Here is an 18,883-nt window from a genome sequence, read left to right as displayed (position 1 = left end):
CTCTGCTAATCATGGATTGAATAAGGAAAATTTTATGTCAGAACATCATGATCATAGCCATGCGGTTGTTACTGAAGGAAATAGTAAGAAATTAATGTTTGCTTTGGGTTTAACGACTACTTTTTTAATAGTAGAAGTTGTCGCTGCTTTTATTACCCAAAGTTTAGCATTACTGTCTGATGCCGCTCACATGTTTACTGATGTAGCCGCATTAGCTATTGCTCTTGCTGCTATCAAAATTGGTAAAAAAGCCGCAGATGATAAAAGAACTTTTGGCTATCAGCGATTCGAAATTTTAGCGGCTCTGTTTAATGCAGTGATGCTTTTTGTGGTGGCGATATATATTGTCTATGAAGCTTACCAACGCTTTACGCATCCTGCTGAAATTCAAAGTGTTGGAATGATGATTGTCGCAGTCATTGGTTTGGTCATAAATTTGATTTCAATGAAAATCCTTTCTGCGAGTGCTCAAGAAAGTCTAAATGTGAAAGGCGCATATTTAGAAGTCCTTAGTGATGCACTGGGATCGATAGGCGTGATTATCGGAGGAGTGGTCATTTATTTTACCCAGTGGATGTGGGTAGATACCGTAATCGCTGTGTTAATTGGCTTCTGGGTTTTACCTCGAACTTGGGTTTTATTAAAACAAAGTATCCATATTTTGCTTGAAGGGGTTCCTGATGAGATTGATATTGAGTCGTTAAGAAATGATTTATTGATGCTAGAGGGTGTTGAAGGGATTCATCAGTTGAAAGTCTGGGCTATATCTTCAAAAAACATTCATTTAACTGCTCATTTGGTTGCTCCTAATAGCGATCCAGATCAGCTCTATCAAAAGGCCTTAGACGTTCTAAAACATAATCATAGTATTACTGAAATTACGTTACAAATAGAAAGTAAGGAATGTAATACATTGGAACAGCATAAACATTAAAGTGCTGCTCTTTCTACATAATGGACAGATGACTAGGCTGATAAACCTTACCATTTTCCTGTATTACACTTCTATTTATCACACGCACTTTAAACACCATCCTGAGACATTTTAAAATTACAAGAATGTAATTTATGAGTCCTCTGGGTGTTAATTCTTTAAAGTTAGAATATCTAACAAGTATTAAATGAGAGTAAATAAACATGCTATTCAAAAATAAATTTTGTACTAAATTACTGTTAATTAGTGCATTCTTTAGTATCGCAAGTTTTAGTTATGCAGATGGCGGCTTGTTATTTCTTGAAAAGAATTTAAAAGCTTCTAAAGTTGAAAATTCTAAACAAAAACAAGTTAAAAATAATGAATCAAATGAATCAAATGAATAGTTGGGTTGCATAAATAAATCAATTAGACTTATTCATTCAGCAATATAATTCCTGAATGAATAAGTTTATAACTAAAACCTATCACACCATTAGTTGAACTACATATAATTATAATATTAAAAATAAAGTATTTTTTTTAATCCCATTTCAATGGGTCATCTTTATATATCTCAATTTATGTTGTAAACATACAATGTAATTTCTAAATAAAAATATCCAATTTTTTTAAATCACTTCAGGATATAAAGCTTTAGCTATGCCAAAGCCAATTAAACCTGCTATGGCTAAATATAGGGCTTTCATGTACCACATGCCCCAAAGTACAGTTATTTTATTTGCTGAAAACTTATGTACTGGCTGACTTAAAAAATTGGTTGTTTGGTTAAATGACTTTTCAGATGCTTCAAGAGCATAATAATTTAATGCGGGGAACAAGCAAGCAACCAATAAAATAGCGATTGCGGGAAACACAAATGCTTTAGGCAGACTAAATTTTATTGCGAATTATAAAGCCGCACCTACACCAATAATGCCTAAAAAGGATTTAGTAAAGCTTGCAAAGTCTAAGCCAGTTGTGCCTGCACCTTTCCACATCAAAAAGCCTATGTGGGGCAGTAAAAAAGTTTCATACTAAGTATTAAAGTATCATACTGAGCAATAAATTCTCATACTAGATTGCTCAAAGGATTTATCTATGGCCTTACCTAAATACAATCTTGAATGGTGTCAAAACTATGCGAAACAGCATAAAGGAGAATGTCTTTCAAAAGAATATCTAGGTAGGACTGTTAAACTCCTATATAGATGTGAAAAAGGCCATGAATTTTATGCCACTCCTGCCGTTCATATACATAAAAAATCTTGGTGTAATGAATGTAGCAATAGAGATGTTGCGCATACCTATGAATTTGTTAAGGAATTTATAGAAAGTAAAGGCGGTGTTTTATTTTCTACAGAATACATCAATGTACGTCAGAAGCTTGATGTGCAATGTGAAAAGAAGCATAAATGGAATCCTACTTTTCAAAACTTATTTCACAATAACTCATGGTGTCCAGTTTGTTCTGGTACAGGTAGGCGTACCTATGGCAAACGTGTAAGGGTCATAAGCTAGTATGAAACTTTATTACTCATAAATGTTTCATGGATTCATATCTAAAGTTCCAGTATGAACATTTATTGTTTTTTCAGTTTATATGCTTTCACATAAAATCAAAGGCTTGAGAGTAAGCCAATCTGCTTTTAAATATTCAATAACCTCTGTTTTGTATAAGCCATTCACCGTTTCAGCCAAAGCAATATCATATGAATCACCAGTTGTACCGACTGATGCTCGTAAATTTGCTGCCTCTAAACGATGACATTGTTGTCAAAATGCAGGGTATTGGTGGCTCCCCTTAGGGGCATAATTTGTTGAAGCCTAGGTTACTACTAAAAAATTAAAAAATAGGAGCTTAGAGCTCCCATTTTTATATTAACTTTCTAAGTCCCTATGTTACTTTGAAGAATACTTCATCATAATGTCCGAATACAGCTATATTTTTTTGATTTCTACAATATCACTGGATTCAATGAGCGATTGGATATTACCAAATAAACTTTGAATATAATCAGACGCTATATGGATATCTAAATCCTCCCTGCTACGCCATTCTTCTAAGAAGAAATATCTACTCGAGTCATTTTCGCTAATATAAAGCTCATATTTCAAGCATCCTTCTTCGTGAAGCGTAGGCTCTATTACACTTTTTAAAAGCGCTTCTAACGTCTCTTTTTGATCTGACTTTGCCTTAAAGTTCGCAATTACTGAAATAGTCATTATTTCACCTTTAATTTGTTTTAGAAGTTTTCTAGTACAATTTTGCCTTTTGACTTACCTGATTCAAGTAACTTATGCGCCTTCTCCAAGTTTGCAGCGTTAATTTTGCCTAGATTTTGGTTGAGGGTACTTCTAATTTTTTGCTGGTCAACTAATTGAGCAACCTGTTGCAATAGATCACCTTGCTTTTCAATATCATCGGTTTCATACATTGAACGGGTGAACATCAACTCCCAATGGATAGAAATAGATTTAGTCTTAAATGGCATAATATCAAATGTTTGTGGATCATCGATCAATCCAAGCTTGGCTTGTGGTGCAATCAGAGAAACTATTTGCTTGATATACGTTTCTGTATGATTTGTAGAGAATACATATTTTGGTTTTTCAATGCCTAGTGTCTCGATTTGTGCATTTAAATCTTTGCTATGATCAATGACATGGTCGGCACCAAGTGATTCCACCCAAGATTTCGTTTCTTCCCGTGAAGCTGTTGCTATAACGGTCAGATTTGTTTTTGCTTTTAGGAGTTGGATAGCAATTGATCCTACACCGCCTGCACCACCAATAATTAAAATACTGCCAACTTCTGTTTCTGAAATTTGAAATCGATCAAACAGCATTTCCCATGCCGTTATTGCAGTTAATGGCAATGCTGCTGCTTCTGCATTAGATACTGTAATTGGTTTAAGACTGATAATTCGTTCATCGACTGCTTGAAACTCAGCATTACTACCATCTCGGGTTAAATCGCCAGCATACCAAACAGAATCTCCTACTTTAAACGCGGTAACTTTTGAGCCAACTTCAATAATTTCCCCAACGGCATCCCAACCTAAAATACGATTATTTGCTTCAGACGAATTTTTTCTCACTTTGGTATCAACTGGATTCACAGAGATTGCCTGAACTTTTACCAGTACATCACGCTCCTTAAGCGTAGGCTTCGCTTTTTCAATATCTACCAATGAATTTTTAAAATCATCATGGTTATTGATAACATACGATACGGCTTTCATAGATTTGTCCTTAACTTTAAAAAAATATAGTAAAAATAGGAGCGAAGTGCTCCCATTTTATGTTATTCAATCATTAAAACTCTTGGCTCGTTGGGCGCAAAACAATTTCATTAATATCTACATCCGCAGGCTGTTCAATTGCATAAGCAATTGCTCGAGCGACTGAGTCAGCTGGTATGGCTTGTTTGTAGAAATCAGTAACAAACTCTGAACTTTCTTTATGAGAAGAACCGAATTTTAGTTCTGACTCAATTGCACCAGGCTCAATAGTCGTCGTTCTAATTGTTCCCCCAACTTCATGACGAAGGCCTTCAGAGATGGCTCTTACAGCAAACTTAGTACCGCTATAAACAGTACCTCCTGGACTAAATACTTTTAACCCTGCAACAGATGCGAGATTAATAAAGTGTCCAAAGTTTTGTTTTTGGAAAACAGGCAGTGTAGCTGCTATACCATAAAGAACACCTTTAATATTAATGTCGATCATACGATCCCATTCATCAACTTTTAGCTCACTTAATGGTGCAATAGACATTAATCCAGCATTGTTTACCAATACATCGATTTGACCAAATGCGCTTAATGCCTTTTCAATAAGTGCTTGTACTTCATGTGGTTTGGTTATATCCATACCAATAAATTCAGCTTGACCACCTTCAGCACGAATGTCGTGAACAATAGCCTGTAATTTTTCAGTACGTCTAGCACCAAGTACAACCTTTGCACCTTTTTTAGCAAGTAAGCGAGCAGTAGCTTCACCTAAACCACTACTTGCACCTGTGATAACAATAACTTTATTTTCTATATTATTCATACAAGTAACCTTCAACTTATCTGTCAATCATATTTGATGGATTAAGTATTACAGCCTTGTTAGGTATAATAAATGAATAATATTATCTTTCAGAATTCCTATTTACGGAATAATTACCATAACACAGGATTGGACATGCAGAACAAATTGGAAATGATGCGTATCTTTTGTGTCGCAGCAGAGTCTCGAAATTTTAAAGAGGCAGCCACTCAGCTGGGTATTTCCCCGCAGGTAGTGACACGGGCAATAAAAGAGCTAGAAGAGCAGCGCGGAGAGATTCTGTTTTACAGGAGTACTCGACAAATTAAAATTACCGCTGATGGTGAGCGTCTGGCAAAGCAAGCACATTTTGCGGTAGGATCCATTGATGCTCTGTTTGTAAAAGACACCAAGGAAAAACGAGATGAAATGCGTGGGACCGTCCGTCTTACTGTGTCGTCTGTGTTAGGGCGCAAATTGGTAGTACCCGCACTAGCAGAATTTGCCACACGTTATCCAGATATTGTCGTGGATTGTGTGCTAACAGATTCACACTCGGATGTGATCGATGAGCGGATAGATATCGGGATCAGATTTGGATTTTTGCCGGACAATCGATATGTGGCAAGGGAATTGGCTAAAGTGAACTTTTATTCTGTGGGTACGCCAGAGTTAATTGATAAGGTTGGAATGCCTAAAAAAATTATTGACTTAGATAAATACCCTCTAACAGCACTATTCGATCATAAAACAGGGCGTTACTGGCCATGGACATTCACCGAAAGTCGAAGCTTCACGCCATCAAAGCCTCGTTTTATTACAGATGATCTAGAAGCTGAATTTCAAGCTATTCTCGCTGGAGTTGGATTCGGACACATGCCTGGATTTCTAGTTTTGCCGTGGCTTAGGAGTGGTAAGCTCATTCAGATACTTCATGAGGAAACCTCTCCCGTTTGGCGCCTGTATTTATATCGTCCACAGCGGGGCCCGACACCTTTGCGAATCCGAGCATTGTTTGATTACTTAGTGGAAGTGCTGGGCCATATAGAAACCTGAATCAGATAAGACCATCATGTATCTAGAGTAACTACAATTTTTCCTATTTGCTGATTTGATTCAAGATAGCGCTGAGCGTCATGCATGTCCTCAAAGTCAAAGCAACGGTCGATCACTGGGCGAAGATATCCTGCACCTATACTGCTAAGAATAAATCGTCTGGCTTGCTCCCTTAAAACAGGGTCATGGAGAACCTCAAGGAACAAAAAACCTCGCATGGTTAAGCTCTTGCGTAATGCAACTTTAAGAGGAAATGGTGTGATCTCAGGGCTAAGTGCACCATGCATAACCATAGTTCCTCCTACAGACATCGCTTTTGCAATCTGTTCAATATGTGGCCCTCCTACAGCATCGAAGGCGACATCAAGATGTTCTCCACCTAAACGTAAAACAAGCGCCTCATACAAATCTGGTTCATCTTCACTGGCTATAACATTTTTAACACCGAGATCCAGTAAACGTTGCTTTTTCTCTATCGTCTGTGTACTTGCAATGACCTTAGCACCCGCTGCTTCAGCTATCTGTATCGCAGCTAGTCCTACGCTACTTGAAGCTGCTGTGATCAAGATTGTTTTTCCTTTCGAAACTCCACCAGCATGGATTACACCACCCCAAGCCGTCAAATACTGCATCCAGATTGAGGAAGCTTCTTCCCAGCTTAAACTATCGGGTTTGTGAACTAAAAAAGTTTCTGGAATCAGAAGCTTGTCCGCATATGTCCCATATTTGGCTAGATTGTCAGTCGGAAGAATCGATACTGCATCTCCTGGAGAAAATTGGCGTACACCTTCACCTATCGCCAGAACTACGCCTGCTCCCTCATATCCCAGACGAGAGGGGAATACTGCCTTTTGAATATAAGTACCACGCCGAAACATCACATCAGCCCGGTTGAGTCCGATCGTTTTCATCTGGATTAGAACTTCTCCTGCGGCTGGTAAAGCCACAGGAAGTGTTTCTAATGTCAGAACATCTGTATCTCCAATAGAATTGAAGCGCCAAGTCTTGGCCTGAAGTGCGTTAAATGACATCAATCACGACCTTAATATTGGCAGAGCGATCTTGAACAGCATCATGAGCCTCAATCGCTTGATCTAGAGTAAAATGACGAGGATCAACAATAGGACGCAGTTTACCTTCCTCAACGAGACGAGTCGCGATCTTAAGGACATCACCATGATGAGAACGGCGATTACCTGTTAACATCGGCAATAGGACGAATACGCCAGACAGTGTGGCACACCGTAGAGATGAACTCGCTAAATTATGATTACCAAATGCAGCACAGCTGGTAATGTGGCCATAGTGAGTTGTCATTGAAAGTGAAGCTTCTAGTACTGGACCACCCACAGTGTCGTAAACAATGTTAAAACCTTGACCCTCAGGGCTTGCAGCAATAATGTCATCGGAAGATGCTGTTGTGTAATCGAGAGGTGTTGCACCGAGTTCTGAAATCAGTGATTGATCAGCTGTACGACCAGTCGCCCAAACATTTGCATCAAGTGCTTTTGCAAGCTGAACCACCATATAACCAACGCCACCAGCACCACCCTGAACCAGTACAGTTTGCCCTGGTTGGACCTTCGCATGATCCACTAAACCTTCCCAAGCGGTGAGGAACGTCAATGGTAGTACTGCTGCCTCGCGCATAGAGATATTCCGTGGCTTTAATGCGATCAGATCAGCATCTGCTACAACATATTCTGCTAAAGATCCTTGAAGACCACGAACGCCACCAATCAGACCGTAAACTTCATCTCCGACGTTGAAGTGAGTGACACCTTCACCAATAGCAGTGACAACCCCAGCCATATCTGTTCCCAACACGGCAGGAAGCTCTGGCATAGCATATGGTGCTTCACCAAGACGAATTTTATAATCAATAGGGTTTACACCACTAGCATGAATACGTACTAGAACTTGCCCAGCCTCAGGTTGAGGTATAGGGAGTTCTACACGTTTAAATTCATGATCACCAAAATTTTCTAAGATAAGAGCATTCATCATCTTATTCATAGTTATTCCTTATTCTTAACTGGGGGATGATATGCACAGTACCAAAGTAAATTAATCCAATAAATGATATTTATAGGATTTGATAATTCCTAAATAATGAATAATAAATATTATCCGCTCACTAAAAATATTCTAGTACAGTCTGTAAAGGCAGTTTAATCTAAACTGTCGGTAGTATTTTCAAGGCTTGAAACGTTCAAAATATCTACAAAGTGGCTAAAATTTGAAACATAATTCTAAAAGGTCACAGCATTACAAAGAACATGAGACAAAATAAAAAATGGGAGCTAAAAGTCCCATTTTTTTTGTGACTTTCGCATAAGCTCTATGATGTTAATTTAAAAAAACTAAAAACAGGGATAGAAAATTTTCGCTAAAGATCTTTTTAATTTTCGATTTATAAAAAATATTGCTTTTTTTATACTATGGGGTACTATAGTATAAATGCTAGCAAATAAGGAGGTCTAATGCCTAATCAGGTTGACGACAAAAAAAAGATTCTTCTACGCGTCAGAAAGATCAAAGGTCAGACGCAAGCGATTGAAAAAGCGTTAGAAGATAATGTGGAATGTGGTGCAATTCTGCAACAAATATGCTCTGTGCGTGGTGCTATTAATGGTTTAATGAATGAAATGTTGGAGGTTCATTTAAAGGACACATTAGTATCAGGTGAAACCACAGAACAACAACGAAAAGAAGAATTGGCTGAAATCGCCAAGATTCTAAAATCATATTTAAAGTAGATCTGTATAAGGAATTATTCCATGAAGTCACGTGCTGCCGTTGCGTTTGGTCCTGATCAACCTCTTCAAATTGTTGAAGTTGATGTTGCACCACCGAAGAAAGGTGAAGTATTAATTAAGATCTCCCATACCGGTGTGTGTCATACAGACGCATTTACTTTATCTGGCGATGATCCTGAAGGTGTTTTTCCCGCTATTCTCGGGCATGAAGGTGCTGGTGTTGTAGTTGAGGTTGGTGAAGGCGTGACTAGCGTCAAACCAGGTGATCATGTTATTCCACTTTACACTGCTGAATGTGGCGAGTGCGTATTCTGTAAATCTGGAAAATCGAACTTGTGTATTTCCGTTCGCGAAACTCAAGGTAGAGGCGTAATGCCAGATGGTACCACTCGTTTTTCCTACAATGGTCAACCGATTTACCACTATATGGGCTGCTCAACGTTCAGTGAATACACTGTAGTGGCAGAAGTATCATTGGCTAAAATCAATCCTGAAGCCAATCACGAACATGTCTGCTTACTGGGTTGTGGGGTAACAACGGGTATCGGTGCAGTACATAACACGGCTAAAGTACAAGAAGGTGATAGTGTTGCGGTCTTTGGTTTAGGTGGTATTGGTTTGGCAGTCGTACAAGCCGCACGTCAAGCTAAAGCAGGGCGTATTATTGTGGTTGACATGAATCCAGATAAATTTGCGCTGGCAAAAGAGTTTGGTGCAACGGACTTCTTGAACCCTAAAGATTACGATAAACCAATCCAGCAAGTAATTGTCGAAATGACTGGCTGGGGTGTAGATCATTCATTTGAGTGTATTGGTAACGTGAATGTGATGCGTGCAGCCCTTGAAAGTGCACACCGTGGCTGGGGACAATCCGTAATTATTGGTGTAGCTGGCGCAGGTCAAGAAATCTCTACCCGTCCATTCCAACTGGTTACTGGTCGTAGATGGTTAGGTTCTGCCTTTGGTGGGGTAAAAGGTCGTACGCAACTTCCAGGAATGGTTGAAGATGCCATGAAAGGTAAAATTCAATTAGAACCATTTGTGACACACACCATGGGCTTGGATCAGATCAATGAAGCCTTTGATCTAATGCATGAAGGTAAGTCAATTCGTACTGTAATTCATTACGAATAATTCCGTCAGACCTTATACTTTTCCATGCATGTGAATCATGATTGACATGCATGGAATCCTCTAAAACGGCACATCATCTGTAAAACAGATCTATCTATGTATCCATCATGTATAGGTTCAACAAACCTGCCTACATTTTAAATCTTTATCAGTATTCTCTGTGGAGAATGTCAGACTCTTTGTTTACTCGATTTCTCATGAAGTCTTGCTCAACATAGGTAATTGATTATGGAAATAATTGAGAAACATGCTTCTTTTGGTGGATCGCAAGAAGTGTATCGCCATCAGTCAATAGCATTAAACTGTTCAATGAAATTCTCAATATATCTGCCACCTCATGACAAAGATGAGAAGTTGCCAGTTTTATATTGGTTATCAGGACTGACTTGCAACGAACAGAACTTTATTACTAAAGCCGGAGCACAAAAGTATGCGGCTGAACATAAAGTCATTATTGTTGCACCAGATACCAGCCCACGTGGAGAGGATGTACCAGATCATGCAGATTATGATTTAGGCCAAGGCGCAGGATTCTATGTGAATGCAACACAAGCACCCTGGTCACAGCATTTCAAAATGTATGATTATATTGTGGAAGAGCTCAGAAATCTGATTGACCTGAATTTTCCGACCAACCAAGTCCAAAGCATTATGGGGCATAGCATGGGTGGTCATGGTGCATTAGTAATTGGTTTAAAAAACCCTGAGCTGTATAAAAGTATTTCTGCTTTTGCACCAATTGTTGCACCTAGCCAAGTACCTTGGGGGAAAAAGGCTTTTACACACTACCTAGATGAAACCGAAACTTTATGGAAAAGCTATGATGCGATTGAATTAATCAAAAACGATGAAGTTCATTTACCTATTTTAGTCGATCAGGGAACAGCTGATGATTTTCTTGAAGAACAGTTAAGACCTAAGCTTCTTAGTGATATTTGTTTGGAACAAGAATATCCTCTTACACTTAACCTAAGAGAAGGGTATGACCATAGCTATTACTTCATTGCGAGCTTTATAGAGAAACATATAGAGTTTCACAGCAAATTCCTAGCTAAATAACTTTCATAGATATGAAGATGTGCATGTTGTTCTTGAATGCTTCTTGAGCAATATAACTTCCAGATGAAGAGGTCAGCTTATAAATCTAAGGTAGAGTCAATTGATCCTTATATAACTAAGATTGAATTTAATCATCTCATATCTTGATTTTTTGATTCAAATGTTAATGATATTAACTTGAATAAATTCATAGCATTATGTCGAAATAAAAACCTAAATTTTGACTCAGCTATGGGATGTTTTTTAACTTTTATACAACAAAACTTTCTGACATGCATACATTAGCAATGACAGAATCAGTTTGAATTCTAATCAATTGTGGAGTTTTAGTCATGCTTAAAACAGCTTTATATGTCCGTCTTGAAGCTAAACCGGGTAAAGAAGACGAAGTGGAAGCTTTCCTTAAAGCCGGTTTACCTATTGTAATGGAAGAACCTGCGACAGTTGCGTGGTTTGGCTTACGTCTTGGACCTACAACATTTGGTATTTTTGATGCATTTCCTGATGAGGCGGGTCGCCAAGCACATTTATCTGGCAAGGTTGCAGCTGCGTTGATGGCTCAGGCCGAAGAGCTATTTTCAGAGCCACCGTCTATTGAAAAAGTAGATGTTTTGGCGAGTAAACTACCAGCTTAAACCGACGCTTAAATGTATAAATGTGCTGCCTGAAATTTTGAATGAAAGGCAGCACTTCAACCCTGTGAGGTTTGTCAGAGGCTTTTTATTCAAGTTGGGCTACTTTATTTAATGGCTTAATCTCATCATTTACATGGGTCAATATCCAAAACAGGGTAAATAAACGAATGCAGCTATGTACATGCTTTATATTGAACCAATCTATCTAATTTACTGTCGCATTTGTACATCTGCTAAACCGTGCCAATCTGCTTTTAAAATATTTAATCATCGTTATTTTGTATGAGTCATTCACTGTTTTAGCCAATGCGTTCACGACCATGTCAGTAGTCATACATGTTGATACCTTCCATACAACAATCGCTCGTGAAAATACATCAATAATAAAAGTGTTATAGAACAAGCCTGAATGTGTTTAACCATCACTAAAGTCGCCAAGCTGAAATAATTTTTATAAAAATAGACGACTGGTCTATTTTTATGTATAGTTAGCACATGGTGCAGTCAAAAGCCGCAGTGTTGTCCAATTTTTTTAAAGTTTATTTGATGAATAACGGTGGTTTTTCAAATCAATTAGTTGATCATCCTAGGATAAAAATATGCTGAATTTTAACTTTTATAATCCGACCCGCATTATTTTTGGTGGCGATACAATAGCTAAAATCAATGACTATGTGCCTACAGAAGCAAAAGTATTAATGTTGTTTGGTGGTGAAAGTGCACGTAAGAATGGTACTTTAGCTGAAGTGCGTGAAGCATTAGGTGCAAGAGAAATTCATGAATTTGGCGGAATTGAGCCGAATCCGAGTTACGAAACCCTCATGAAAGCTGTAGAGCTGATTCGAGAACAAAAGATTGATTTCTTGATGGCTGTCGGTGGTGGATCGGTAATTGATGGTACTAAATTTATTGCAGCAGCAGTCAATTATACAGGGGATACATGGGAGATTTTAGAAACCCATGGTACTAAAATTACTCAAGCTTTGCCTTTTGCGAGTGTACTCACCCTTCCGGCAACTGGTTCAGAAATGAATAGCGGTGGGGTAGTAACCAGAAAATCGACCCAAGCCAAATTGTCATTTAGCAGCCCCTATGTTTTTCCGCAATTTTCCGTACTGGATCCGAATAAAACTTTTAGCTTGCCGACGCGCCAGTTAGCAAATGGCGTGGTTGATGCATTTATTCATGTCATGGAACAGTACTTAACTTACCCTGTGAATGCACAAGTACAAGATCGTTTTGCCGAAGGTCTATTGCAAACTTTGATTGAGATTGGACCGAAAATCTTGGAAGATTCAGCAGATTATGACACGCGTGCGAATTTGATGTGGGCTGCTAGCATGGCACTGAATGGGCTGATTGGAGCTGGTGTACCACAAGATTGGTCAACCCATTTGATTGGGCATGAGCTCACGGCTTTACATGGTATTGATCATGCTCGTACCTTGGCCATTGTGTTGCCGGCCAATCTACAAGTGCGTCGTCAAGAGAAGCGAGAAAAATTACTACAGTATGCAGCTCGAGTCTGGCAGATTGTCGAAGGTGATGAAGAACAACGTATTGATACTGCTATTGCTCGTACTCGAGCCTTCTTTGAGCAACTTGGATTGCCGACTCGTCTTAGCGATTATGGACTGGGGGAGACAGATATTGAGATCATCATTACGCAACTTAAATCACATAATCTTACACAGCTAGGCGAACATAAAAATGTTTCATTAGAGATCAGTCGCCAAATTCTCGAGATGAGCATCTAAGCTAAATGCGCGTATATGGCATGCTCTGACCCTGTAACAATGCTCCTCAATCATGAAAATTATCGGAGAAATAACATGAAAATTTTAATCGTTTTAACCTCACATGATCAACTTGGCAATACTGGTAAGAAAACAGGTTTCTGGCTAGAGGAACTTGCTGCACCGTATTACACCTTTATTGACTCTGGTGCTGAAGTTACGCTGGCGTCGCCTCAAGGTGGGCAGCCACCACTAGATCCGAAAAGTAATTTAGCCGATGCTCAAACTGAAACCACTCATCGTTTTGAAGCAGATCCAACTGCAATGCAAGCATTGGCACAGACGCATAAACTTAGCGAAATTTCTGTAGCTGATTATGATGCAGTGTTTTATCCAGGCGGGCATGGCCCATTGTGGGATTTAGCAGAAGATCCGATTTCAATTTCTCTGATTGAACAGGCGATTCAGTCTGGCAAACCTGTTGCAGCAGTGTGTCATGCCCCGGGTGTTCTTCGTCATGTGAAAGCGAGTAATGGAGCGCCCTTAGTTAGCGGTAAATTAGTGACTGGTTTCACCAATACTGAGGAGGCCGCTGTAGGTTTGACTGAAATTGTACCATTTTTAGTCGAAGACATGCTTAAACAAAACGGTGGTCATTATTCTAAAGTGGATGATTGGCAAGTACATGTTCAAGTAGATGGCTTGCTGGTTACTGGACAAAATCCAGCATCTTCTGCTGCAACTGCCTCAGCATTACTTCAATTGTTGAAATAAAGAGTAGCTAGTGTCTGTTGTGGTGCTTACCAGTGAATAAACTTCTGACTCTGAGCAACTGGCGCAATAAGCAAAATAATCCTCACTTAATGGTGAAGGGCCTGAGTGAATAGCTTTCCTTTATTTATTTTTCTATATACAGGAAGGATATTTTTTTTAATTTAGATCAATTAAGTCATGATGACTTGGATACAATGAAATGAAAGACAGCAAACTTTTTCAAAACTTAAGCTTAGGCCCTTATGTTTTGCAAAACCGTATTGTATTGCCACCATTAACGCGGTCGCGCAGTACTCAGCCAGGGAATATTCCAAATGAACTGATGGCAACCTATTATCAACAGCGTGCCGGGGCAGGATTTATGGTCACCGAAGGTACGCAAATCGAGCCACGTGGTCAAGGCTATGCTTGGACTCCCGGTATTTACAGCCCTGAACAGATTGCTGGATGGCGTAAAGTGACGGAAGCAGTGCATGCTAAAGGAGGCATTATTTTTGCACAACTTTGGCATGTTGGGCGTGTTTCACATACATCTTTGCAACCCGATCATGCATCACCGGTCGCGCCCTCGGCTATTAGGGCTGATAGTAATGTTAAAGTCTTTATTGAGACCGGGCCCAATGCGGGGGCCTTGGCTGATCCTTCAATGCCACGTGCTTTAAGCAATGCAGAAGTTAAAGAATTAGTGCAACTCTATGCTCAAGCAGCGCGTAATGCCTTGGCTGCTGGTTTTGATGGAGTTGAAATTCATTGTGCAAATGGTTATTTGGTGAACCAATTTATCTCTGCACATAGTAACCACCGTGAAGATGAATATGGTGGATCACTAAACAATCGTTTGCGTTTTTTACGTGAAGTAGTAGAGGCAGTTGCTGAGGTAGTTGGTGCAGATCGTTTAGGAGTGCGTTTTGCCCCCTTATTTGAAAGTACAGAGGAAGATCGTGTCTACATGGGTTTAGTTGAAGATGATCCACATGTGACTTATATTGAGGCCATAAAGATACTTGAAGAAGTTGGGATTGCCTATTTATCGATTGCAGAAGCTGATTGGGATAATGCACCAGAACTTCCTCATGATTTTCGTAGAGATGTCAGAGACACTTTCAGTGGTCGGATTATATATGCAGGTCGATATACGGCAGAAAGAGGGACTCGAATTTTAGAGGCAGGACTGGCCGATTTAATTGCATTTGGACGCCCATTTATTGCGAATCCAGATTTACCCGATCGCATCGCCAATGTCTGGCCATTGAATGCAGTAGATGCAAGCAGTATGTATGGTGGGACGGAAAAAGGCTATATTGATTATCCAGCTTACGCAGATTAATATCGACTAAGTAAGTTATTTTGCCAACCTTTGTGGTTGGCAAAATAAGGACTTAGGATTGCTGTTGCCAGCATAAATTCTTCTTAAAACAAATTCTTAAAATTTTTTAGCTGTGTAATGAGCCAACCTGCCAGTGGGAAAGAAATCAGTTGCGTTACTGGCACTAATACTATGACTTCAATCAACACCATCATCGGGAAACTTTGATGCTGTGTAATTGGCTTTAATAAAGTGAGAACCAGTAATAGTGTGGGATATAAGCCTAAATAACCAACTAAAATACGAGTCATGAGGGCTTTAGAAGGAGAATTCATTGTGCGCTATACTCATGGATTGTAAATTGATCTAATAGCAACACAATAATAGGTAATCATTGGACTGCTATCATGAATTATTAATTATGTAGTTGATATTTAATTTTTATGAATCTTCACTTTTTAATAGAAATTTAGTTGCTCTCAGAGCTTGATGTAATGGTGTTTTATCTTTTTGCAACTTACTCAGTAATGCTGCACCTAACCACATTTGGTAAAGTACTTGTGCCAAAGTAGAGGCCTCGGTATCTGCTTGGATAGACTGATCCTGTTTTCCCAAATCAATTAAACCAGCAATACGTTGGATTACATCATCAACGCCAGCGGACATAATCGAGCGCATATCTTCAGATAGATCGGCAACTTCTGCGGCAAGTTTCACAATTAAACAGCTATCCGCCCAACCACACTGTGTTTCAGGATCTTCTATCCATAAATTAAAATACTCAATCAGCTTTTGATAAGGGGATTTATCACAACGCCATACATCATTTAAACGGACTTGGTAATTGTCTACATAATGCTGTACCAATTCACATCCGAAAGCTTCCTTAGATTGGAAATAATGATAAAACGAGCCTTTAGGGATTTCACAGCTCTGTAAAATTTCCTGTAATCCTACGCCAGTAAAACCTTTATGCAAAATCAGGTCTGAACTGGTGTTAAGAATGTGTAAGCGCTTCGCTTCAGACTTTTTAATAGGAGTAGGCTTCATATTAATTATTTACTCTATTGTAAAAAATAGACCAGTCGTATTGTTTTTTATTATAACTCATCTACAATGGATGTAAAGAAATTTTAATCACAGTTTTTGATTGTGAAGAAAAATACTTTTAAATAAAACATGGAGTTATATGTGTGAAAACAGTTATTAATCAACGCATCGTTTTAGCTAAACGGCCAGTGGGTGAGCCAAAACACAGCGATTTTCGTATTGAACAAGTTGAGCTCAATGAACTTAAACAAGGCGAGATATTGTTAAAAACCATTTACTTGTCACTCGATCCTTATATGCGTGGTCGCATGAGCGATGCTCCTTCATATGCAGCACCGGTTGAAATTGGCGAAGTGATGGTCGGTGGAACAGTCAGTCAAGTGGTGGCCTCTAAAAACCCAAAATTCAAAGAAGGCGAGTGGGTTCTTTCCGGAAATGGCTGGCAGGGCTACGCAATTTCTAATGGGTCTGCCTGTCAAAGCTTAGGTATGCAACCTGAACATCCATCTTGGGCATTGGGTATTTTGGGAATGCCAGGATTTACTGCTTATATGGGGTTGTTGGACATTGGTCAGCCTAAAGCCGGTGAAACATTAGTCGTTGCAGCTGCAACGGGACCTGTTGGTGCTACGGTTGGACAAATTGGTAAACTTAAAGGTTGTCGCGTGGTTGGCGTCGCAGGTGGGCCTGAAAAATGCCGTTATGCAGTAGAAGAACTCGGCTTCGATGCTTGTATCAATCATCATGATGAAAATTTTGCAGAACAATTACAACAAGCAGCTCCCAACGGTATTGATATTTATTATGAGAATGTCGGGGGTAAAGTGTTTGATGCGGTATGGCCATTGCTTAACTCTGCGGCACGTGTACCGGTGTGTGGTGTGGTTTCCCAGTATAACGCTACCGAGCAAGCACAAGGGCCAGACCGTTTACCGGGCTTTATTTCCACCCTTTTAAAAAAGCGTATTCGCATGCAAGGCTTTATTATTTTTGATGATTATGGCAGTCAGTATCCGGAATTCTATCAGCAAATGTCTGAATGGTTGAAAGACGGAAAAATCAAATATAAAGAGCATATGGTGCAAGGTTTAGATAACACGATCAATGCTTTCAATGGTATGTTGAAAGGCGAAAACTTTGGCAAAGTGGTTGTAAAAATTTAAAAAAATAGGAATTATCATGATCACACTACATCATTTAGATCAATCACGTTCTTTTCGTATTTTGTGGTTACTTGAAGAAATCAAGCAGCCCTATGAGCTGAAACGCTATTATCGTGACTCAAGCACGCATTTGGCCCCTGACTCTTTAAAAACCATTCACCCTTTAGGGAAATCTCCAGTATTGGAATGGGATGGCAAAGTTATTGCAGAGTCAGGCGCAATCGTTGAGTTATTAATTCAGAAACTTGCGCCGCATTTAGCACCAGATATGGATGAATCTACCTATGTCGATTATCTACAGTGGATTCATTTCTCAGAAAGCTCTGCCATGCTGCCATTTTTGTTAAAAACGTTTAATACGATAGAAACCAAGCAGGGCACGAAGTTGGTATTTCTAGAAAATTATACTCAAGTTGAGTTCGATAAAGTATTTGGCCATTTAAATGAATATTTAAAAGATAAAGAATTTCTAGTGGCAGACCGTTTAACCGGTGCTGACTTCATGATGGGCTTTGGACTACATGCTTTAGTTTATCATATGGGACAAGGTGAAAATTATCCCCATATCCAACGTTACGTAGCAGGTTTAAGCCAACTACCTAGCTGGCAAGCCGCAGTACAAATTGAACAAAATGGTGTGAAAAGTCAAAAATAGCAAGATTGTTTTTTTAAGGCAATTGAGAAAAAGAATCATGATTGACAAGTACATCTGGTTATAAAATAAGCTGACACTTATTTAAAGTAAACGCCTAATGAATTTCATCGGGCGTTCTCTATTTTAAAGATAAGGAATTACCATTATTTAAGATAAGTTTCGCCTATTCTTTCACTGCAAATTCCTATCAAAAGGGCTTGAATATCACGACGGTTACGTTGAAAGATATAATCAACTTTTGAAAGAAAAGTGACAAACGCACAGCAAGATTAAATTATTCCTCGGGGTATTAAACAAGTAATCTATATCATTTTACTAACATAAACACATCTGCGTAAAAATCACGCCCCGCTTAACTGGCAATAGTTTTTGAACCCTTGTATAAAAGCTTAAAAGAATCTAGCAAGTCTTTAGACTTCTTGCGTTAGTCAAAATTTAAACAGCATAAAGCTACATTTAATAAGGTTTTAGCCAATTCAAAAATTAGGTAAAACGATACTTTCGCAAGAGGTCTTTTATTTAATGTTAATACTCATCCAGTATTGAGGTTTTTTATCTTTTCTTGCCTGTGATCTAGGTTGTAATACTCTAATTTCATACTCACC

At 38.9% G+C, this 18,883-nt stretch carries 21 protein-coding genes and 2 pseudogenes; 13 read left to right on the top strand and 10 right to left on the bottom strand.

Translation table 11 applies throughout. The features are described 5' to 3' along the window. Window positions 1-34: 34 nt before the first annotated feature. The gene (locus tag NI468_RS12445) at window positions 35-934 is read left to right on the top strand and encodes a cation diffusion facilitator family transporter (RefSeq protein WP_004665978.1); all 900 of its coding nucleotides are present in this window, start codon (window positions 35-37) and stop codon (window positions 932-934) included. A gap of 203 nt (window positions 935-1,137) precedes the next feature. After that, window positions 1,138-1,320, top strand: a complete 183-nt coding sequence (locus NI468_RS12440; RefSeq protein ID WP_004281850.1) for a hypothetical protein — start codon at window positions 1,138-1,140, stop codon at window positions 1,318-1,320. A gap of 225 nt (window positions 1,321-1,545) precedes the next feature. Here NI468_RS12440 and NI468_RS12435 read toward each other — a convergent pair whose 3' ends face one another. Next, window positions 1,546-1,755 carry a hypothetical protein gene (locus NI468_RS12435; protein ID WP_228127370.1) on the bottom strand — a complete coding sequence of 70 codons (210 nt, stop codon included), beginning with the start codon at window positions 1,753-1,755 and terminating at the stop codon, window positions 1,546-1,548. A gap of 259 nt (window positions 1,756-2,014) precedes the next feature. On the opposite strand from NI468_RS12435, the gene NI468_RS12430 reads away from it, so the two are divergent. Then, a complete protein-coding gene (locus NI468_RS12430) occupies window positions 2,015-2,434 on the top strand; it encodes a hypothetical protein (RefSeq protein WP_004281849.1) in 420 nt (139 codons plus the stop codon). Between the two features lie 117 nt (window positions 2,435-2,551). On the opposite strand, the pseudogene NI468_RS12425 reads toward NI468_RS12430, so the two are convergent. The 4 genes and pseudogenes from NI468_RS12425 to NI468_RS12410 all read right to left on the bottom strand — a co-directional run. Continuing rightward, window positions 2,552-2,680: pseudogene (locus NI468_RS12425) on the bottom strand (IS3 family transposase); the annotation flags it as partial. A 174-nt stretch (window positions 2,681-2,854) separates the two neighbouring features. Further along, the gene (locus NI468_RS12420) at window positions 2,855-3,139 is read right to left on the bottom strand and encodes a putative quinol monooxygenase (RefSeq protein WP_004281848.1); all 285 of its coding nucleotides are present in this window, start codon (window positions 3,137-3,139) and stop codon (window positions 2,855-2,857) included. 20 nt (window positions 3,140-3,159) lie between these two features. Next, window positions 3,160-4,158: a zinc-binding alcohol dehydrogenase family protein gene (locus NI468_RS12415; protein ID WP_004281847.1), complete on the bottom strand. Its 999-nt coding sequence runs from the start codon at window positions 4,156-4,158 to the stop codon at window positions 3,160-3,162. 73 nt (window positions 4,159-4,231) lie between these two features. Continuing rightward, complete coding sequence (locus NI468_RS12410; RefSeq protein WP_001059480.1) at window positions 4,232-4,972, bottom strand: SDR family oxidoreductase; 741 nt, start codon at window positions 4,970-4,972, stop codon at window positions 4,232-4,234. 135 nt (window positions 4,973-5,107) lie between these two features. Between NI468_RS12410 and NI468_RS12405 the strand changes: the two genes are divergently transcribed. After that, on the top strand, window positions 5,108-6,007 hold the full coding sequence (locus tag NI468_RS12405) for a LysR family transcriptional regulator (protein WP_004733180.1): 900 nt from the start codon (window positions 5,108-5,110) through the stop codon (window positions 6,005-6,007). 14 nt (window positions 6,008-6,021) lie between these two features. On the opposite strand, the gene NI468_RS12400 is transcribed toward NI468_RS12405, so the two are convergent. Together NI468_RS12400 and NI468_RS12395 are read right to left on the bottom strand one after the other, a co-directional pair. Then, window positions 6,022-7,038: a zinc-dependent alcohol dehydrogenase family protein gene (locus tag NI468_RS12400; protein WP_004281844.1), complete on the bottom strand. Its 1,017-nt coding sequence runs from the start codon at window positions 7,036-7,038 to the stop codon at window positions 6,022-6,024. Then, the gene (locus NI468_RS12395) at window positions 7,028-8,023 is read right to left on the bottom strand and encodes a zinc-dependent alcohol dehydrogenase family protein (protein WP_253102158.1); all 996 of its coding nucleotides are present in this window, start codon (window positions 8,021-8,023) and stop codon (window positions 7,028-7,030) included. The genes NI468_RS12400 and NI468_RS12395 overlap by 11 nt, the downstream gene beginning before the upstream one ends. A gap of 467 nt (window positions 8,024-8,490) precedes the next feature. Between NI468_RS12395 and NI468_RS12390 the strand changes: the two genes are divergently transcribed. The 4 genes from NI468_RS12390 (at window position 8,491) to NI468_RS12375 (ending at window position 11,594) form a co-directional block, all read left to right on the top strand. Next, window positions 8,491-8,766 (top strand): metal/formaldehyde-sensitive transcriptional repressor, encoded by a 276-nt coding sequence (locus NI468_RS12390; RefSeq protein WP_005105873.1) that lies wholly within the window; start codon window positions 8,491-8,493, stop codon window positions 8,764-8,766. A 21-nt stretch (window positions 8,767-8,787) separates the two neighbouring features. Continuing rightward, window positions 8,788-9,900, top strand: a complete 1,113-nt coding sequence (locus NI468_RS12385; RefSeq protein ID WP_253102156.1) for an S-(hydroxymethyl)glutathione dehydrogenase/class III alcohol dehydrogenase — start codon at window positions 8,788-8,790, stop codon at window positions 9,898-9,900. 228 nt (window positions 9,901-10,128) lie between these two features. Beyond that, entirely contained in the window at window positions 10,129-10,959 is an 831-nt protein-coding gene (gene fghA / locus NI468_RS12380; RefSeq protein WP_004733179.1) for an S-formylglutathione hydrolase, read from the top strand. 332 nt (window positions 10,960-11,291) lie between these two features. Then, window positions 11,292-11,594, top strand: a complete 303-nt coding sequence (locus tag NI468_RS12375; RefSeq protein WP_000920558.1) for a putative quinol monooxygenase — start codon at window positions 11,292-11,294, stop codon at window positions 11,592-11,594. A gap of 85 nt (window positions 11,595-11,679) precedes the next feature. Here NI468_RS12375 and NI468_RS16400 read toward each other — a convergent pair. Then, a pseudogene (locus tag NI468_RS16400) lies at window positions 11,680-12,009 on the bottom strand (IS3 family transposase); the annotation flags it as partial. A gap of 184 nt (window positions 12,010-12,193) precedes the next feature. Here NI468_RS16400 and NI468_RS12365 point away from each other — a divergent pair. The 3 genes from NI468_RS12365 (at window position 12,194) to NI468_RS12355 (ending at window position 15,431) form a co-directional block, all read left to right on the top strand. Next, on the top strand, window positions 12,194-13,351 hold the full coding sequence (locus tag NI468_RS12365) for an iron-containing alcohol dehydrogenase (RefSeq protein ID WP_004733178.1): 1,158 nt from the start codon (window positions 12,194-12,196) through the stop codon (window positions 13,349-13,351). A gap of 75 nt (window positions 13,352-13,426) precedes the next feature. After that, window positions 13,427-14,104 carry a type 1 glutamine amidotransferase domain-containing protein gene (locus NI468_RS12360; RefSeq protein ID WP_004647734.1) on the top strand — a complete coding sequence of 226 codons (678 nt, stop codon included), beginning with the start codon at window positions 13,427-13,429 and terminating at the stop codon, window positions 14,102-14,104. A gap of 199 nt (window positions 14,105-14,303) precedes the next feature. Next, the gene (locus tag NI468_RS12355; protein WP_004733177.1) at window positions 14,304-15,431 is read left to right on the top strand and encodes an alkene reductase; all 1,128 of its coding nucleotides are present in this window, start codon (window positions 14,304-14,306) and stop codon (window positions 15,429-15,431) included. A gap of 83 nt (window positions 15,432-15,514) precedes the next feature. On the opposite strand, the gene NI468_RS12350 is transcribed toward NI468_RS12355, so the two are convergent. Continuing rightward, window positions 15,515-15,745 carry a hypothetical protein gene (locus NI468_RS12350; protein ID WP_001087973.1) on the bottom strand — a complete coding sequence of 77 codons (231 nt, stop codon included), beginning with the start codon at window positions 15,743-15,745 and terminating at the stop codon, window positions 15,515-15,517. Between the two features lie 106 nt (window positions 15,746-15,851). Further along, complete coding sequence (locus tag NI468_RS12345) at window positions 15,852-16,460, bottom strand: TetR/AcrR family transcriptional regulator (RefSeq protein WP_004733176.1); 609 nt, start codon at window positions 16,458-16,460, stop codon at window positions 15,852-15,854. Between the two features lie 143 nt (window positions 16,461-16,603). On the opposite strand from NI468_RS12345, the gene NI468_RS12340 reads away from it, so the two are divergent. Both NI468_RS12340 and NI468_RS12335 read left to right on the top strand, forming a co-directional pair. Further along, window positions 16,604-17,623, top strand: a complete 1,020-nt coding sequence (locus NI468_RS12340; RefSeq protein WP_004733175.1) for an NADP-dependent oxidoreductase — start codon at window positions 16,604-16,606, stop codon at window positions 17,621-17,623. Window positions 17,624-17,639: 16 nt separating this feature from the next. After that, window positions 17,640-18,278, top strand: coding sequence for a glutathione S-transferase family protein (locus NI468_RS12335; protein ID WP_004281825.1), 639 nt, complete (start codon window positions 17,640-17,642; stop codon window positions 18,276-18,278). The last annotated feature ends 605 nt before the right edge of the window (window positions 18,279-18,883 follow it).

The organism is Acinetobacter lwoffii (genome assembly GCF_024129355.1).
In the GTDB taxonomy this organism is placed as follows: domain Bacteria; phylum Pseudomonadota; class Gammaproteobacteria; order Pseudomonadales; family Moraxellaceae; genus Acinetobacter; species Acinetobacter lwoffii_I.
The sequence above is the reverse complement of the archived record's forward strand: the minus strand, read 5'-3'. Positions and strand labels throughout refer to the sequence as shown.

What these genes read in the sequence shown, in the direction of transcription:
- NI468_RS12365 (WP_004733178.1), top strand. Translation starts at nt 12,194, where the DNA reads ATGCTGAATTTTAACTTTTATAATCCGACCCGCATTATTTTTGGTGGC.
- NI468_RS12360 (WP_004647734.1), top strand. Translation starts at nt 13,427, where the DNA reads ATGAAAATTTTAATCGTTTTAACCTCACATGATCAACTTGGCAATACT.
- NI468_RS12440 (WP_004281850.1), top strand. Translation starts at nt 1,138, where the DNA reads ATGCTATTCAAAAATAAATTTTGTACTAAATTACTGTTAATTAGTGCA.
- NI468_RS12430 (WP_004281849.1), top strand. Translation starts at nt 2,015, where the DNA reads ATGGCCTTACCTAAATACAATCTTGAATGGTGTCAAAACTATGCGAAA.
- NI468_RS12345 (WP_004733176.1), bottom strand. Translation starts at nt 16,460, where the DNA reads ATGAAGCCTACTCCTATTAAAAAGTCTGAAGCGAAGCGCTTACACATT.
- NI468_RS12350 (WP_001087973.1), bottom strand. Translation starts at nt 15,745, where the DNA reads ATGAATTCTCCTTCTAAAGCCCTCATGACTCGTATTTTAGTTGGTTAT.
- NI468_RS12385 (WP_253102156.1), top strand. Translation starts at nt 8,788, where the DNA reads ATGAAGTCACGTGCTGCCGTTGCGTTTGGTCCTGATCAACCTCTTCAA.
- NI468_RS12395 (WP_253102158.1), bottom strand. Translation starts at nt 8,023, where the DNA reads ATGAATAAGATGATGAATGCTCTTATCTTAGAAAATTTTGGTGATCAT.
- NI468_RS12400 (WP_004281844.1), bottom strand. Translation starts at nt 7,038, where the DNA reads ATGTCATTTAACGCACTTCAGGCCAAGACTTGGCGCTTCAATTCTATT.
- NI468_RS12405 (WP_004733180.1), top strand. Translation starts at nt 5,108, where the DNA reads ATGCAGAACAAATTGGAAATGATGCGTATCTTTTGTGTCGCAGCAGAG.
- NI468_RS12390 (WP_005105873.1), top strand. Translation starts at nt 8,491, where the DNA reads ATGCCTAATCAGGTTGACGACAAAAAAAAGATTCTTCTACGCGTCAGA.
- fghA (WP_004733179.1), top strand. Translation starts at nt 10,129, where the DNA reads ATGGAAATAATTGAGAAACATGCTTCTTTTGGTGGATCGCAAGAAGTG.
- NI468_RS12445 (WP_004665978.1), top strand. Translation starts at nt 35, where the DNA reads ATGTCAGAACATCATGATCATAGCCATGCGGTTGTTACTGAAGGAAAT.
- NI468_RS12410 (WP_001059480.1), bottom strand. Translation starts at nt 4,972, where the DNA reads ATGAATAATATAGAAAATAAAGTTATTGTTATCACAGGTGCAAGTAGT.
- NI468_RS12420 (WP_004281848.1), bottom strand. Translation starts at nt 3,139, where the DNA reads ATGACTATTTCAGTAATTGCGAACTTTAAGGCAAAGTCAGATCAAAAA.
- NI468_RS12335 (WP_004281825.1), top strand. Translation starts at nt 17,640, where the DNA reads ATGATCACACTACATCATTTAGATCAATCACGTTCTTTTCGTATTTTG.
- NI468_RS12375 (WP_000920558.1), top strand. Translation starts at nt 11,292, where the DNA reads ATGCTTAAAACAGCTTTATATGTCCGTCTTGAAGCTAAACCGGGTAAA.
- NI468_RS12415 (WP_004281847.1), bottom strand. Translation starts at nt 4,158, where the DNA reads ATGAAAGCCGTATCGTATGTTATCAATAACCATGATGATTTTAAAAAT.
- NI468_RS12355 (WP_004733177.1), top strand. Translation starts at nt 14,304, where the DNA reads ATGAAAGACAGCAAACTTTTTCAAAACTTAAGCTTAGGCCCTTATGTT.